Consider the following 14,838-nt stretch of genomic DNA (forward strand, 5'->3'; position numbering starts at 1 on the left):
GCTGTCTTTTGCAGCCTGACCATATCCCATTAAACCATGCGTTCTGAGTGATTCATACGTTTTGCTAAAGGTAACCAGCACAACAATACAAGCGTCGACATTAAAAACATCAACAATCCTAAACTAAACTGCCCGTTCTGTGGTAACAAGGCGGAAACCCAAGTCGCAACACCTGAACCGACATTTTGTAAGCCGCCAACGAGAGCACCTGCGGCACCTGCCAAATAAGGGAAAGGCTCCATAGCCCCTGTCGTTGCTAATGGAAATAACATACCAGCGCCAAAGAAAAATACCGCTGCTGGGACTAACAATGTCCATATATTCATAATCCCAAACCAGCCTGGCACCCACATCATAAAGCCAGCCAATAAACAAATAAGCACTGAGTGCCACATCAAATTATAAAACGTTTTTCCCTCTCGCCCTGCATACCAAGCGCCAAAGAAAGCGGCAGGAATCGGCAATATAAATAAAATACTCACGGTGATACTGCTTAGCCCTAATACACCGCCCATCAATACACCACTGCTGGCTTCAAATACCGCTATCCCAGCTAACGCACCAACTAGCATGGCAAGGTAAGAGAGAAATGAACCACTTGAAAGTAATTCACGATATGAGGCCAACATTCTGTGCTTTTCTGGGGAAACCGGCCGCGTTTCTGGTAGCCAACGATACATACTCAATAATACTGAGGCTCCTAAGATAAATAGGAAAATATAGCAAGCATGCCAGCCCCAAAAGTGCGCTAATATTCCGCCAAACATGGGAGCCAATAATGGGCTGACTAACACCCCCATATTTAATAGGCTATTTGCATAACGCAGCGCTGTGCCTTTATATAAGTCACGAGGCATTGTTCTTGCCATTACACCGGCAACACCAGTTCCTAGCCCTTGTAACCCACTTGCCACTGTAAGTATATTTAGCGTTGGCGCGAAAATTGCCACAACCGTTGAAAATAAGAAAATCGTTAAACCGGTTAAAATAACAGGTCGGCGACCAATTCGGTCAGATAGCGGCCCATAAACTAACTGCGAAAAACCATAAGAAAATAAATAAGCCGCCATTACTTGTTGAACAGCACCAGAGGGCTCATTAAAATAAGCGGCAATTTCAGCAATGACAGGAACATAAATAGTTTGTGTCATTTGGCCGACTGCTGCCAATGCAATTAGCATTAATAGCAAATTAAAATGTTCCAGTTTTCTCATTTTTCTCTCAAATACATCCAATAATTCAAATGCACGCTATTTCGGACACAAAATAACGCCGCATTATTTCATTGTAATAATGCAAAATTATTTAGGTGCTTAATTATCAATATAAAAATACTGCTCTACGCTTTTATGCCATTTTTAATAAATAGCAAATAATGCGTTTTGCTTGAGTGTGACTAAGATAACAAAAGCAGCCATCTTTTCGTAGTAGTGCGACATTTTATATTTTTCAACAATGGCAGTAATATTCGCCAGCATTGTCAACATAACTGTACATTGAACTTTAAAATAGACCAATATTAAGAATAAAACACTGGAACACATTATCGATAAGCATAAATAATGAACTGTTTTAGTATTAAATCCTAGTGAACCATGCTTTGGCTCATTCACATCAAAAATGAGTTATTTTTCAGATGGTCGATTTTAAAATATGAAGAGGTGGGATCTATGGCAAATTGGGTAACAGGAACAGTGATTGAAGCCAAATTTTGGACTGATTCATTATTCAGCTTAGTCATTGAGGCGCCAATTAAACCCTTTACCGCCGGACAATACGCCAAACTGGCACTCGAAATCGAAGGCGAACGTATTCAACGAGCTTATTCTTACGTCAACGCACCTAGTGATAACCGACTTGAATTTTATTTTGTCATCGTCCCCGAAGGGAAACTTAGCCCAAAATTAGCACAATTAAAACCCGATGATACGTTACAGATCACGGATGAAGCAGCGGGTTTCTTCGTTTTAGACGAAATACCCGAATGTAAAAACTTATGGATGTTATCAACAGGTACCGCCATTGGGCCTTTTTTGTCCATCTTACAGGAAGGCAAAGACCTTGAGCGCTTCGAGAACATTGTTTTACTCCACGCTGTCCGTTATGAGAAAGATTTAAGTTATTTGTCCTTAATGAAAAAGTTGGAACAACAATATCAAGGGAAATTAAAAATTGTCACCGTGGTGAGCCGCGAACAATGTACAGGCTCATTATATGGCCGCGTTCCAGCCTTAATTGAAAATCATGCACTCGAAGAGGCTGTTGGCCTAGCCCTTTCGCCTGACACCAGCCACGTTATGCTATGTGGTAACCCTGAAATGGTCAGGGACACTCGCGATACACTAAAAAATAACCGTAACATGGTTAAACATTTACGCCGCAAACCTGGCCATATTTCGAGTGAGCAATACTGGTAATTTAGCATGCTACCCTGAAATATTTTCAGGGTAGCATTCATGTTATATGGTAGTCGGACTACATGGCATTGACGCTATAAATAATCCACCGTTTCTGTTTCTTCACCGTAGTGATTAACACCATCCATCCCCACAAAAGCTCCACAATCAAGTACCATTATCATAGTAATTAATAATGGTAAAAAGCGCCCTATCCCCCATTGCCATACAGGTTCAAATTGGCTGACGTCGATTGAAAAAAGAGCAAATGCCAATAAAATCAGCGCAAACCACCCACCCGATTTTCCACGGTCATGTAAACGCTTCACAAAGATAGCGGCCAAAGGGTAAAGTAGTAAAATAAATAACGATATAGCAAGTGTTTCAGAGAATAGCAGTGCATTTTGTAACAGGGCAATTACCGTCATTAAAATAAAAATGACTGCAATACCTACCCAAAATGGCCGGCGACCGATACGGCCTTTGAAGGAAAAAGCCCATTGTTGTAATGTCATTACCTATAATCCTGATACAATGTGGAAAACTAAAAATGAGTGGCTCAAAAATGACCCAAACTTTATTTCGTTCTGTATACGCCATCATAACCATTTTTGTACTTAGTGTGCCACAACTGGCTTTTGCTCAAAAAGTCCCAACGCTGCCAGATACTGACTTTGAGGTCTCCTATTTGGCCCCTGATGCGCCTTCTTTTAACCTCACTATTCCTGAATTACGTAACCAATTCAATCAAGCATACAAAGACTTATATCTTCATGAATATAAAGTAATTGCTAGCCAAGATATCGCAGCTCCCTATATTCGAGCAGCTTCTCGAATTAACCAACAAATTTATTCCTCTGCGGTGTTAGAACGCGGAAGTGAAAAAATTAAAAGTTTACAGATCACATTACTACCGTCTGATAACCCACAAGAAAACCAAAAAAATCGACAATTAATGGAAAGTTATACCATTGCAATGGTCCGTATATTTGCCCCTGAAGTTTCACAGGATAAAGCCCCTGAACTTACGGAAGCCTTAAATAAATTTATTGCCAATAATAGTGCAACTCACGCGGAAGAAGCTCGATTAGGCGCTTTAAGATATATTTTAGTAAAAAGTGACAATAATGTGCTTACTTTTGCTGTTGAACCGATTAAGCTAGAACAACAAACACCCTAAACTGACTGTGATCACGCTCTAAGAACAAGCATGATGAAAAGCAAAGCTATTATTATCCATTGTTCTTATAATGCAGAAGGTGAATGGCGACAACATTGTCACGTTACGCGTGTAACATAAGCGTGTGATGAATAACTTATTGATTAATCATTCAAACTCTCTGGTTGGAGGAAATAACATGCGACATCCATTGGTAATGGGTAACTGGAAACTAAACGGCAGCACACAGATGGTCAATGACCTCGTCGCTGGCTTGCGTAATGAACTCAGCAGCGTTGATGGCTGTGATGTGGCTATTGCACCACCTGCGATTTATTTGACTCAAGCTAAACATGCGTTAGCAGGCAGTCGCATTGCATTAGGTGCACAAAACGTTGACGTTAACCTATCAGGTGCATTTACAGGTGAAACCTCTGCTGAAATGTTAAAAGATGTTGGCGCCAAATACATCATTATCGGCCACTCAGAGCGCCGTACTTATCACAACGAAAGTGATGAATTTGTCGCTAAGAAATTTGCTGTCTTAAAAGAACAAGGCCTGATCCCAGTACTGTGTATTGGTGAAACTGAAGCTGAAAATGAAGCGGGTAAAACCGAAGAAGTCTGCGCTCGTCAAATCGATGCCGTATTGAATTCTTTAGGTGCAGAAGCTTTCCAAGGTGCCGTTATCGCTTATGAGCCAATCTGGGCTATCGGTACAGGTAAATCAGCAACACCAGCACAAGCACAAGCAATCCATAAATTTATTCGTACTCATATTGCGAAAAAAGATGCAGCCATTGCTGAACAAGTTATCATCCAATACGGCGGCTCTGTTAATGCCAGCAACGCAGCTGAGCTATTTACTCAACCAGATATCGATGGTGCCTTAGTGGGTGGTGCTTCTCTGAAAGCTGACGCTTTTGCTGTTATTGTTAAAGCGGCTGCTGAAGCGAAAAAATCTAAATAAGGTTATTTTAATACCTTGAGATTAACCGCCAAATATTGGCGGTTTTTTGTTTTCATTAATTCCAACATGAATAAAATCATCATATTAATATTTTTATTATTCTCATAATTACCAACCATATAATACAATTACCACTTAGTTTTAAATAAAATTAATATTTATTAATTAAATTTAAAACTAACAAATAAACATATGATTAAAAATCTTAAATAAAGTTATAAATAAAAATACACCTTTATACCGACAATAATAAAACTCCCAAAAATAACAACAAGATGCAACTTATTAGATTTTTAATTTATATATACCATTCATCATCTATTAAATAATAACGGTAGACAATCTATAAAAGTTAATACACATTTATCTCTCTAATCGCTCAACTAGATAATTAACACTAATAAAACTCACCCTGAAGGATAAATATGAAATATATAGTTGGTTTAATCTATAGCATCATAATTATATTCCCTACAATTTGTTTCTCTGAATTAAATAATGACTCTTGGCGAGTTAATACCAATATCTATTTGGAAATAGAAGAATATCAAGGACAACGTGATTCATTTAATAATAAAGTCTACGATAAAATCAGCACCGTTGGGCAACTAAAGCTTTTCAACCCGCAATCTGCCTGGCGCTTTGCTCTTGAACACCGCGAATCTTTAAGGAATCATGGCCGTAACTTCACGACTTCACGGGATTCTTACATTAGAAATCGCACGCAAATTGATGCTATCAAGAAAATGATTAACACCCCAACATCAGACTTAGAGCTTGGTTTTCGTTACAGAAAAGAGTCAAACGATGTCGAACCCAACACCAAAGCACGTTCTTCGAATCGTTTATATGGCTTAACTCCTGCCGGCGAGTACCGTTTCAATGATGATTGGTCTTTTAACTTTTGGCTCTCTTATTTTTATTACAGTAATTATTTCAATGACAGCAGTCATGAAGCAGAAACCGAATTTGGTGTGACCTATAAATATTCAGATGCATTAAAAGCAAAATTCACTGTTTATATTGATAACCAATGGGATAAACATTTCAGCACCCGCTTTTTACAATCACAAGTTCGTGCGTACCTACCCATTACCATTAAACCCAACTGGAAAATCACCCCCTATGCACGTTATTTCTTACAAGAAAATACCTATGATAAAAATAATTATTTAACACAGGAAATTAAAAATGGCTTCCGCATTGGCTCTCTCGTGGAATACCAAGTCACCCCATCACTGACTTTATGGAGTGAGTTTGCCTATGAGCCTTCAACATGGAAATCACCTAAAAAGAATGGAATTACGTCAGGATATGATAATAAACAAACGCTATACCTAAGTAAAATTGGCGTAAAATACCAATGGTAACCTTTGGTTTGTAACTAACTTATTTCTCTTAAAAAAATAAGCCATGTGAAATATCATATGGCTTATATATTTTAAATTAGAAAACCACTTAAATATAAGAATAAAACATATTAAAAAGCAAATAATTAGTGAAAACATTAATTTTTTACGCTCTATCGTCGATTTAAATACCATTTAATTATAATTTATACTTACATCACATAACAAAATAATATCAAGTTGAAATTATTCTAGGTTAAAATCAATTATTCTTGATAATTTACCGTTTAATATCAATGAGATAAATAAAGACTCCTTCTCTATCTATTTGTACTCTATTCCTCTTACTCTGAAAGAGAGAATACTATCAACTGTGAGCACTCTCACATCATAAATATATCCAGCCACTTATTATTTTTTGAAAAATAACTTAGGGAAAATGAAAAATGAAGAAATTCACTTTACTTAGTGCTTGTATTTTCAGTGCATTTTCAATGGCTAACCCAATAACACAAGCCCAATTGAATGAATTATGGCAAGACAAACAAAAGTCTGCACAAGAAATAGTAAATAATATGTCCGAGGCTGAGAAAATTGGTCAGCTCTTCATGTTAGATTTCAGATATTGGAATAAAGACAGCCATGGAGAACCCGCTCCTTTTCTCGTTATGAATGATGAAGTTTCTAAGGTTATCAATCAGTACCACCTCGGTTCGGTGATCCTATTTAGAGAAAATCTGATTGATACACCACAAACTGTGGAGTTAATTAATAAACTTCAATCTTCCCGCAGTAATCTTCCACTATTTATTGGTACCGACCAAGAAGGGGGTTATGTCACCCGCTTACGCGTAGGCACCGAAATGCCCGGAAATATGGCATTAGGCGCAGCACGTAACCCAGCCCTTGCAGAGCTAACAGGGATGATCCACGGATATGAGCTATCCAGTCTTGGTTTTAATATCAATTTTGGCCCAGTTGTTGATGTTAATAACAACCAAAATAACCCAGTTATTGGGGTACGCTCATACTCAGATGATAAAAATTTAGTTGGCTCTCTGGCCACCAGCTATATTCAAGGCATTCATAAATATAATTTATTGACGTCACTTAAACATTTCCCGGGTCATGGAAATGTCTCTGCTGACTCCCATGTTGATTTACCCGTTGTTAATTCCGACGCGAAAACATGGCGAGACACTGAACTCGTCCCATTCAAATACGCGTTATCTCATGGTGCTGATGCCGTCATGACCGCACATATCATTGTACCAGCACTGGATGACGATAAGATCACCACACTTGCAGGTAAACAAGTTGGCACCCCAGCGACGCTTTCCAAACCTATTTTGCATGGTATTTTACGCGATGAGCTCAACTATGACGGCTTGATAGTGACAGATGCCATGGACATGGGGGCTATTGCTGACAACTTCGATATTAATTGGGCGGTAGAAACCTCGTTACTCGCTGGCTCAGATATTATTCTTATGCCAATTAAAATGTGGGACTCCCAAGCGGTTTCTCGTTTAGATAACATGTACCGCTATTTAGAAACACAAGCAGAGAAAAACCCAGAACTGAAAAAACGTATTGATGAATCCGCAAAACGTGTAGTGCTGAAAAAGCTTCAGCAAGAAATTACAGCACAACCAATAGACTTAGTGAAAGCAGAACAAGTCGTCGCATCAAAAGGCCATAAAGATATTGAAAATATGGTTTCTGAACAGGCTATCACATTAATTAAAAATGAGAATGTGCTGCCCTATCAATTAAAACCGCTGAATCGAATTTTCATTATTTCTGATGAAAAGCCACGCAATACCTTAATTCAAAAACAGTTAAATGATATCGCACAGGAAACGGGGGTTGCTATTATTACAGGCGAAAGTGTCGTTAAATTGAATGAAAATACGCTAACTCAAGATGAAGCAAAAAAACTGGTTCAAAACCAAGATTTGGTATTACTGACGACCTACAATTTAAAGGATACGCCAACGAATGCTCAGCTTATCATTGATGCTGCAAACCAACTTAAAACCCCTATTGTTGTTATCTCTTCACGTAACCCCTATGACATCGCATACCTAAACAATGTAAACGCAAATATTGCCATCTACGGTATTACCGGATTTGATATCACCAATAATAACCGCAATTCGTTAGAAACCAATATTCGCAGCGGTTTACGGACATTATTTGCTAACACTCACGGCCAGCCGCTAAACCCACCTCAAGGGTTGCTACCCGTTAATATTAAAAACCCACAAGGTAACAAAGTGCTGTTCCCTTATGGTCATGGTGAAACCTACTCCACAATCAATTAATTACACAACCTATTAATTATTAACAATGATTTAGCCTTTATACCCCACGGTATAAAGGCCAGACACTAACGCCTTGAACTAAGGCATAAAAAACAAAATATACATAAAAATTAAAGGGTTAAAATGAAAACTTCACTGAATGGTTTACTTTTTGTTACTCTCACAGGATTGACAACATCCGTTTTCGCAGCTGATCAGGTCAATAATGATTACTGGCGCGTTTCTTCCAACGTCTATATGGAACTCGAAAAATTTGAAGGACACCATAATACCAGCGGTCGTAAGGTCTACGACAAAACCACGATGGTTGGCCAACTATTTTTAGCGAATCCTGAATCAAAATGGAGCTTTTTTCTGGAACATAAGGAATCATTAAGAAGCTACAACCACAATTTCTCAACATCCAAAGATTCTTTTATTCGTAATCGTACGCAAATTGGCGCTACTCGGAAAATGTATGCGAGCGATATTGGTCAGTTCAATTTGAATGTCACCTATCGTAAGGAATCAAATGACTCCGCACCGGGCACACAGGCACGGCCATCGAATACTATGTTTTGGTTAATGCCTAGCGGGACATACAATTTCAATGATAAGTGGGCATTTAACTTTTGGGATGCGGTTTACCATTACGATAATTTCCATGCCCCCAATAGTTATGAGTGGGAATCCGAACACGGACTTGTTTATAAGGTCAACGACTCTGCAACCGCCAAAGTCTATCTATACACCGATTGGACATGGGATAAAGACTTTAATAAGACATGGGAACAAAACCAAATTCGCGGTTATTTTCCTATCACGTTAAATCAGGACTGGAGCGTAATGCCTTATTTTCGTTATTATTTAAATGAACATAACTACGATAGTAACAAACGCACTACCCAGAAAGTTAAAGACGGCTACCGTGTCGGGACACAAGTTTTTTATAACTTAACACCAAAACTAACACTATGGGGCGGCTTCGCAGTTGAACCTAGTACTTGGGAAAACCCAAAAAATGCAGGTATCACCTCAGGTGGCAACAACCGTCAAACATTTTATCTTGGCCAGTTAGGTGTCAAATACCAGTGGCAATAATTAGCCCTAGTTTACATCTCAGATAATACTCAAAATAGTTCGTGCTGTAGCTAGGCGGCAAGAAAAGCTAATCCCTAGGAGCATACACCAGTATGTGACTAGGGTTAGCGAACGTAGCCAACAACGCTACAGTGCGAAATATGAAGAGTATTAGCGTTGGATGATTTCGTCGAACACCCCCCCATTCGCAAAATGAGTTGCTTGTGCCGCTTGCCACCCCCCGAAACTTTCATCTACCGTCAGTAACTTAAGCTCAGGAAACTGCTGCTGATATTTTTGAGCCACTTCCACATTTCGTGGGCGATAGTAGTTTTTCGCTGCAATTTCCTGCCCTTCCGCAGAATAGAGGTGCTCTAGGTAAGCTTCGGCAACTGCCCTGCGGTCACGTTTATCGACAGTTTTATCAACAACAGCGACAGTTGGCTCAGCAAGAATCGAAATACTTGGCGTCACTATCTCAAACTGCCCACTTTCCCCTAACTCATTGATAGCGAGTAAAGCCTCATTCTCCCAAGCAATTAATACATCACCTATACCGCGTTCAACAAAACTATTGGTTGCGCCGCGAGCCCCCGAATCGAGTACTTCCACATTTTTATAGAGCTGTTTAACGAATTGTTTCGCTTTTTCAGGGTCTTGCTGATTTTTATCTAACGCATAGCCCCATGCTGCTAAGTAATTCCAACGTGCTCCGCCGGAGGTTTTCGGGTTGGGTGTCACCACGGAAACGTCTTTGCGGACTAAGTCGTCCCAATCTTTGATATTTTTCGGGTTATCTTTACGAACGAGAAAGACGATAGTCGATGTATAAGGAGCTGAATTATCGGGGAGCTTTTTTATCCAATTTTTATCTATACGGCCACTTTGTGCTATAGCATCAACATCATAGGCTAAAGCTAAGGTAACAACATCGGCTTCTAATCCATTCACCACTGATATGGCTTGCTTACCTGAGCCACCATGAGATTGCCGAACGGTAACGGTATCGCCCGTTTTCTTTTTCCAATAATCACTGAACTCCTGATTATATTGCTGATAAAACTCACGAGTCGGATCATAAGACACATTCAACAATTGAATATTTTTCGCCCAAGCCCCTGTTGCTAACAGCAATAGCAATGCCGTCGTAAATTGTGATTTTGTTACCTGCCATGAACGTGTCATCCACATTTCCTCATTAAATTTATGATAAGAAGAGGCTGACAGATAGCATCAATTACGGGAAATAATTAAAAAGAAAAACTTATAAGAATGAGGAATATGTGAACAAAGAATGAAAGATAAAGACTTACAAATAACCCTCTTTTAAATAGTTTGAGTTGTGACTAGGCGGCGGCTCGGGTGCATACATAAGTATGTGACCCGAGTAACCGAGAGCTGCCAACAACGTCACAGCTCAAAATATGACGAAGAAAAAGAAGAGGAAGAATTAGTACAGCTTCTTCGCCGTATCAAACCAATCTTTCTTAAAGACGCGCTTCATATTCATAACAGCATCAATAATGTCATGATGAACTAATTTTTCATTTTGGATACCAACACAGCGCCCACCATAGCCTTCTAACAGAAGTTGAATGGAATAGGCTCCCATGCGTGATGCCAAAATGCGGTCATAAGCAACTGGAGATCCGCCACGCTGGATATGGCCTAGAACCGTTGCGCGAGTTTCATGATGTGTTTCTTGCTCTATATATTTCGCTAACTCACCCACATCACAAACGTGTTCGGTAATAGCGACAATCGCATGGCGTTTACCTTTTTCAATGCCACGCTTGATTTCAGATAAGAGTTCTTCGCGGTCAAAAGCCATTTCTTGCTCAGGTAATACTAAGAATTCACAGCCCCCTGCAATCGCAGCAGATAATGTTAAATCACCACAGTAACGCCCCATGACTTCAACAATCGAAATACGTTTATGGGAAGTCGAAGTATCACGAAGGCGGTCAATGGCCTCAACAACCGTTTCGAGGGCAGTAAAATAGCCGATGGTATAGTCTGTACCAGCAACGTCATTATCAATCGTTCCCGGTAGACCAATACATGGGAACCCTGCTTCCGTCAGTGCTTTAGCCCCCAAATAAGAGCCATCACCACCGATGACAACTAATGCGTCAATATGGTTTTTCTTCAGATTATCAAATGCGACTGCACGCACTTTTTCATCACGGAATTGTGGAAAACGAGCTGAACCTAAAAAGGTACCACCACGGTTAATCATATCCGACACGCTATACCGGTCTAATTGCTTCATGCGGTTTTCATATAAGCCAAGGTAACCGTCAAAAATACCCATGACTTCTAAACCTTCACCTAGTGCCGCACGAACCACACCGCGGATAGCGGCATTCATGCCTGGCGCGTCACCACCACTCGTTAAAACCCCAATTCTTTTAATCTGCTTGACCATGATGACCTCTGATTAATGAACATAAAATTGCAAATCGATAAAACCGTTACGCTGTTAATCTTTTTAACGCTAATTACACTGACTGACTAGTGCTGAATTGATTCACCTAACAGCATAATACGGCAAAGAGTGAATTATGCATCTGCTTTCCATCAAGCTTTTATGTTTTATTGTGATCCAGTTTACATAATTCTAGCCGATCACCCCAATAGGTAAATCCTTCAAGGTAAAAAAAGCCCTAGAGTACAAAATACAGCGTATTACCCTAGTCATACCTTAGTTTGAAATAAAAATTAAGTATTAATGATAACACTTAAATTCCTTCGATGCTGTACCTATAAAACAAAAGAAAAGCACCATTTTAGTGCTCTTTTGATTAACGAACAAAAACGAAAATAAAATGGGATTATGTATAGTAATAACGCGTTAAATGGAAAAAAATAGGCGCAGCAAAACACAATGAGTCAATACGATCCAGCATCCCACCATGCCCTTCAATAATCGCCCCAAAATCTTTAATACCACTATCACGCTTAATTGCTGACATACATAACCCACCCACAAACCCCATAATGGTAATAGCGAATGACATCAGCCCCGCAACCCACCAGCTAAACGGGGTTACCCAGTAAAGGCAAACACCAATGAGTACTGAAGATAATACTCCGCCAATAAAACCTTCAATTGTCTTATTTGGGCTCAACTTAGGCACAATAGGCCGCTTACCCATTAACTTGCCAAAAACATACTGCAACACATCTGAAATTTGCGTCACAATAATCAAGAAAAGTAATAATTTTACGTTTTCGCCTTCATAGCCTTGAATATTCAACATCAATAACGCAGGGACGTGGCTTAAACAGAAAACAGCCACCAACATCCCCCACTGAATTTTTGCAGTGCGTTCAAGAAAATGAAAGGTATCTCCAGCTAAAGCAATACGGGTAGGCAAGAAAAGGAATACAAAAACAGGTACGAAAATTGAAAATAACCCATACCATTCAATACCTACCAACACATATTGCAATGGAATAAAAACAAAGAAGCACCAAAATAATGCCTCGTGGTCACTTCGCCGTGTTGGAGTTAAAGTAATAAACTCTCTTAGTGCAAAGAACGATATCAGTGCGAATAAGATCACGACACCTATATTGCCAAGCACCACAGCAAGTACACAAATAATGCACATGACCCACCATGCGCGGATACGAGCATTCAAATTATCAATAGTTGGGTTACTTTTTTCACCTGAATAACGATATGCAAGAATACCACCAATAACACTAGCAAATACTAGTATCCCAAACACACCTGACAACAATAATACTAATTCCCTGTCCCCAATACTCATGGCATTAGCTCCTCAAGTGCTTCTTTGGCTCGCTGCAAAAAGTCGATTTTATTTTCATTCTCCATAATAGGCTCCAGAGGCTTACCAACGATAGCTGAGCAAATCACAGGCACAACAAGCTTTGACCCCTTCGGTAATACACGATTTAAATTTTCCAAATAGACTGGAACAACTTCAACGTCAGGGTATTTTTTCGCGAGATGGTAGAGCCCACTTTTAAATTGACTTAGCGTTTCCCCATCTCCACGCGTACCCTCAGGAAAAAATATTAATGAATGCTTTGACTCTAATACTGATTCTAAAGGAGCTAATGTATTATTTTGTGCGGGCTTATCGCCTTTTCTATCGACTAATACAGCGCGAAAAACCTTATTAACTAAATAACGCCGAAATGGTGTCTTAACCCAATAATCTTTAGCGGCAACAGGGTGAACAAAATGGCGCATTAACGGCGGCAACCCAGACCAAATAACCAAACCATCAAGATGACTGGAATGATTGGCATAATAAATACGTGAAGCCATTGAAGGTTGGCACCCGACCCAACGAGTGCGAACGCCAGTTAATAAACGGCAGGTTCCCGATAACAGCATGCCCATTCCCTTAGCTAAAAGAGAAATTCTCTGCACTTTTTCCATCTTTTTTCCTTGCTAACGTTTTATCAAACGAAAATTTGCAAAATTACGAAAAAACCTGAATATCGTTTAATTAACAAGATAGAGAGTCAATTACAGGAGTACAACGGGATAAGTTCTGATTTGTAATATAAGAAAAGTAATATTGAGATAAACAGCAGGGAATAAGTGATTGGTGTAGCAATATATCATCACATTACTACACCAGAACGACATCCAACTAACATCAATAATTAAATATTATTTTTTGTCAGCAGCAATACGGTCACGGATGTTTTGTGCGCGCTCGCTTGATGGTGGGTGAGAATCAAACATACTTGTTTCACTGCTACCCATTTTCGCTAATTTTTCAAAACCAGTAACTAAACCTTCAGTTTTAACACCGCGTTTTTTCAGTAAATCGTAAGAAAAGTTATCTGCTTCACTTTCTTGGTGCTGAGAGAACTGTGAGTTAATCAGTTTTTCACCCAGTGCAGCAACTTGTGATGCGCTCAGTTGTTCTGCTACGCCACCCGCTGATGATGCAGCAGTACGTGCAGCAACCGTTGCATAAGCAACTTGCATAGCTTTACGTGTATGACCTAATGCAACGTGGCCCATTTCATGACCTAAAACACCTTCAACTTCATTGTCATTCATCACATCCATCAGGCCGCTGTATACACGTACACAACCATTCGCCATCGCCCATGCATTTACATCGCTAGTCATATAAACTTTATAGTTTACTGGGGTACCATCAACTTCGTTACCCAATGCTTTTGCGATTTTATCTAAACGTTTTGCATATTTGCTAGACGCTGGTGCGATTTTGTTTTGCGCATCCATTTCTTTACATGATTCATCACTGAATTTTTTAACGTCTGCATCACTCAGTGTTGCCGCTTGGAATAATTGCATACCTGAGTTAGTCAACATCCCTTGGTCTAAATTTTTACAACCCGTTAAAATGACAGCAGAAACAGCAACTGCCACAAGCGCTTTCATCTTCATAGAACATTTTCCTTTAGTATATAGGTATTATTTTTTAACAACGCTAAAGACTATGAATTTTGCGAAAAATAACAATAGGAATAAAGCCATAATTATCTAATATATGAATTTGATAACGTTTTGACTAAAATTGCAAAATGGGCAGAATATTATTCCAATAATAAGTACTAT

Annotated in this window: 14 protein-coding genes; 6 read left to right on the top strand and 8 right to left on the bottom strand. The window is 39.3% G+C overall.

The window, feature by feature from the left end:
* Positions 1-29: 29 nt before the first annotated feature.
* Entirely contained in the window at positions 30-1,214 is a 1,185-nt protein-coding gene (gene emrD / locus PZ638_RS20170; RefSeq protein ID WP_140172861.1) for a multidrug efflux MFS transporter EmrD, read from the bottom strand.
* A gap of 144 nt (positions 1,215-1,358) precedes the next feature.
* Entirely contained in the window at positions 1,359-1,487 is a 129-nt protein-coding gene (locus tag PZ638_RS20175) for a hypothetical protein (protein ID WP_256372551.1), read from the bottom strand.
* 183 nt (positions 1,488-1,670) lie between these two features.
* Between PZ638_RS20175 and fpr the strand changes: the two genes are divergently transcribed.
* On the top strand, positions 1,671-2,417 hold the full coding sequence (fpr, locus tag PZ638_RS20180; protein ID WP_206277475.1) for a ferredoxin--NADP(+) reductase: 747 nt from the start codon (positions 1,671-1,673) through the stop codon (positions 2,415-2,417).
* Between the two features lie 74 nt (positions 2,418-2,491).
* Here fpr and PZ638_RS20185 read toward each other — a convergent pair whose 3' ends face one another.
* Positions 2,492-2,911: a DUF805 domain-containing protein gene (locus PZ638_RS20185; RefSeq protein WP_094961896.1), complete on the bottom strand. Its 420-nt coding sequence runs from the start codon at positions 2,909-2,911 to the stop codon at positions 2,492-2,494.
* Positions 2,912-2,946: 35 nt separating this feature from the next.
* On the opposite strand from PZ638_RS20185, the gene PZ638_RS20190 reads away from it, so the two are divergent.
* From PZ638_RS20190 to PZ638_RS20210, 5 genes are all read left to right on the top strand, one after another.
* Entirely contained in the window at positions 2,947-3,576 is a 630-nt protein-coding gene (locus PZ638_RS20190) for a DUF1454 family protein (RefSeq protein WP_004265284.1), read from the top strand.
* Between the two features lie 178 nt (positions 3,577-3,754).
* Positions 3,755-4,525, top strand: a complete 771-nt coding sequence (gene tpiA / locus PZ638_RS20195; protein WP_036959102.1) for a triose-phosphate isomerase — start codon at positions 3,755-3,757, stop codon at positions 4,523-4,525.
* A 425-nt stretch (positions 4,526-4,950) separates the two neighbouring features.
* Positions 4,951-5,895 carry an OmpG family monomeric porin gene (locus PZ638_RS20200; protein ID WP_004265280.1) on the top strand — a complete coding sequence of 315 codons (945 nt, stop codon included), beginning with the start codon at positions 4,951-4,953 and terminating at the stop codon, positions 5,893-5,895.
* Between the two features lie 425 nt (positions 5,896-6,320).
* Entirely contained in the window at positions 6,321-8,201 is a 1,881-nt protein-coding gene (locus PZ638_RS20205) for a glycoside hydrolase family 3 protein (RefSeq protein WP_096863596.1), read from the top strand.
* Positions 8,202-8,324: 123 nt separating this feature from the next.
* Positions 8,325-9,281, top strand: coding sequence for an OmpG family monomeric porin (locus PZ638_RS20210; RefSeq protein WP_004265276.1), 957 nt, complete (start codon positions 8,325-8,327; stop codon positions 9,279-9,281).
* 150 nt (positions 9,282-9,431) lie between these two features.
* Here the strand turns inward: PZ638_RS20210 and PZ638_RS20215 are convergent, their stop codons facing one another.
* From PZ638_RS20215 to loiP, 5 genes are all read right to left on the bottom strand, one after another.
* Positions 9,432-10,445, bottom strand: a complete 1,014-nt coding sequence (locus tag PZ638_RS20215; protein ID WP_050763805.1) for a sulfate ABC transporter substrate-binding protein — start codon at positions 10,443-10,445, stop codon at positions 9,432-9,434.
* Positions 10,446-10,710: 265 nt separating this feature from the next.
* Positions 10,711-11,688 (bottom strand): 6-phosphofructokinase, encoded by a 978-nt coding sequence (gene pfkA, locus PZ638_RS20220; RefSeq protein ID WP_004265237.1) that lies wholly within the window; start codon positions 11,686-11,688, stop codon positions 10,711-10,713.
* A gap of 406 nt (positions 11,689-12,094) precedes the next feature.
* Positions 12,095-13,039, bottom strand: coding sequence for a phosphatidate cytidylyltransferase (locus PZ638_RS20225; RefSeq protein ID WP_004265235.1), 945 nt, complete (start codon positions 13,037-13,039; stop codon positions 12,095-12,097).
* Positions 13,036-13,677, bottom strand: coding sequence for a lysophospholipid acyltransferase family protein (locus tag PZ638_RS20230; RefSeq protein WP_094961883.1), 642 nt, complete (start codon positions 13,675-13,677; stop codon positions 13,036-13,038). The genes PZ638_RS20225 and PZ638_RS20230 overlap by 4 nt, the downstream gene beginning before the upstream one ends.
* 237 nt (positions 13,678-13,914) lie before the next feature.
* Positions 13,915-14,667, bottom strand: coding sequence for a metalloprotease LoiP (gene loiP / locus PZ638_RS20235; protein WP_004265231.1), 753 nt, complete (start codon positions 14,665-14,667; stop codon positions 13,915-13,917).
* Positions 14,668-14,838 lie beyond the last annotated feature (171 nt).

It is taken from the genome of Providencia hangzhouensis (genome assembly GCF_029193595.2).
Taxonomy (GTDB): Bacteria; Pseudomonadota; Gammaproteobacteria; order Enterobacterales; family Enterobacteriaceae; genus Providencia; species Providencia hangzhouensis.

Bases quoted from the DNA above. Each gene is read 5' to 3' on its own strand.
- fpr (WP_206277475.1), top strand. From the start codon at position 1,671: ATGGCAAATTGGGTAACAGGAACAGTGATTGAAGCCAAATTTTGGACT.
- PZ638_RS20190 (WP_004265284.1), top strand. From the start codon at position 2,947: ATGAGTGGCTCAAAAATGACCCAAACTTTATTTCGTTCTGTATACGCC.
- PZ638_RS20175 (WP_256372551.1), bottom strand. From the start codon at position 1,487: ATGTTGACAATGCTGGCGAATATTACTGCCATTGTTGAAAAATATAAA.
- PZ638_RS20215 (WP_050763805.1), bottom strand. From the start codon at position 10,445: ATGACACGTTCATGGCAGGTAACAAAATCACAATTTACGACGGCATTG.
- PZ638_RS20185 (WP_094961896.1), bottom strand. From the start codon at position 2,911: ATGACATTACAACAATGGGCTTTTTCCTTCAAAGGCCGTATCGGTCGC.
- tpiA (WP_036959102.1), top strand. From the start codon at position 3,755: ATGCGACATCCATTGGTAATGGGTAACTGGAAACTAAACGGCAGCACA.
- pfkA (WP_004265237.1), bottom strand. From the start codon at position 11,688: ATGGTCAAGCAGATTAAAAGAATTGGGGTTTTAACGAGTGGTGGTGAC.
- emrD (WP_140172861.1), bottom strand. From the start codon at position 1,214: ATGAGAAAACTGGAACATTTTAATTTGCTATTAATGCTAATTGCATTG.
- PZ638_RS20205 (WP_096863596.1), top strand. From the start codon at position 6,321: ATGAAGAAATTCACTTTACTTAGTGCTTGTATTTTCAGTGCATTTTCA.
- loiP (WP_004265231.1), bottom strand. From the start codon at position 14,667: ATGAAGATGAAAGCGCTTGTGGCAGTTGCTGTTTCTGCTGTCATTTTA.
- PZ638_RS20230 (WP_094961883.1), bottom strand. From the start codon at position 13,677: ATGGAAAAAGTGCAGAGAATTTCTCTTTTAGCTAAGGGAATGGGCATG.
- PZ638_RS20210 (WP_004265276.1), top strand. From the start codon at position 8,325: ATGAAAACTTCACTGAATGGTTTACTTTTTGTTACTCTCACAGGATTG.
- PZ638_RS20200 (WP_004265280.1), top strand. From the start codon at position 4,951: ATGAAATATATAGTTGGTTTAATCTATAGCATCATAATTATATTCCCT.
- PZ638_RS20225 (WP_004265235.1), bottom strand. From the start codon at position 13,039: ATGAGTATTGGGGACAGGGAATTAGTATTATTGTTGTCAGGTGTGTTT.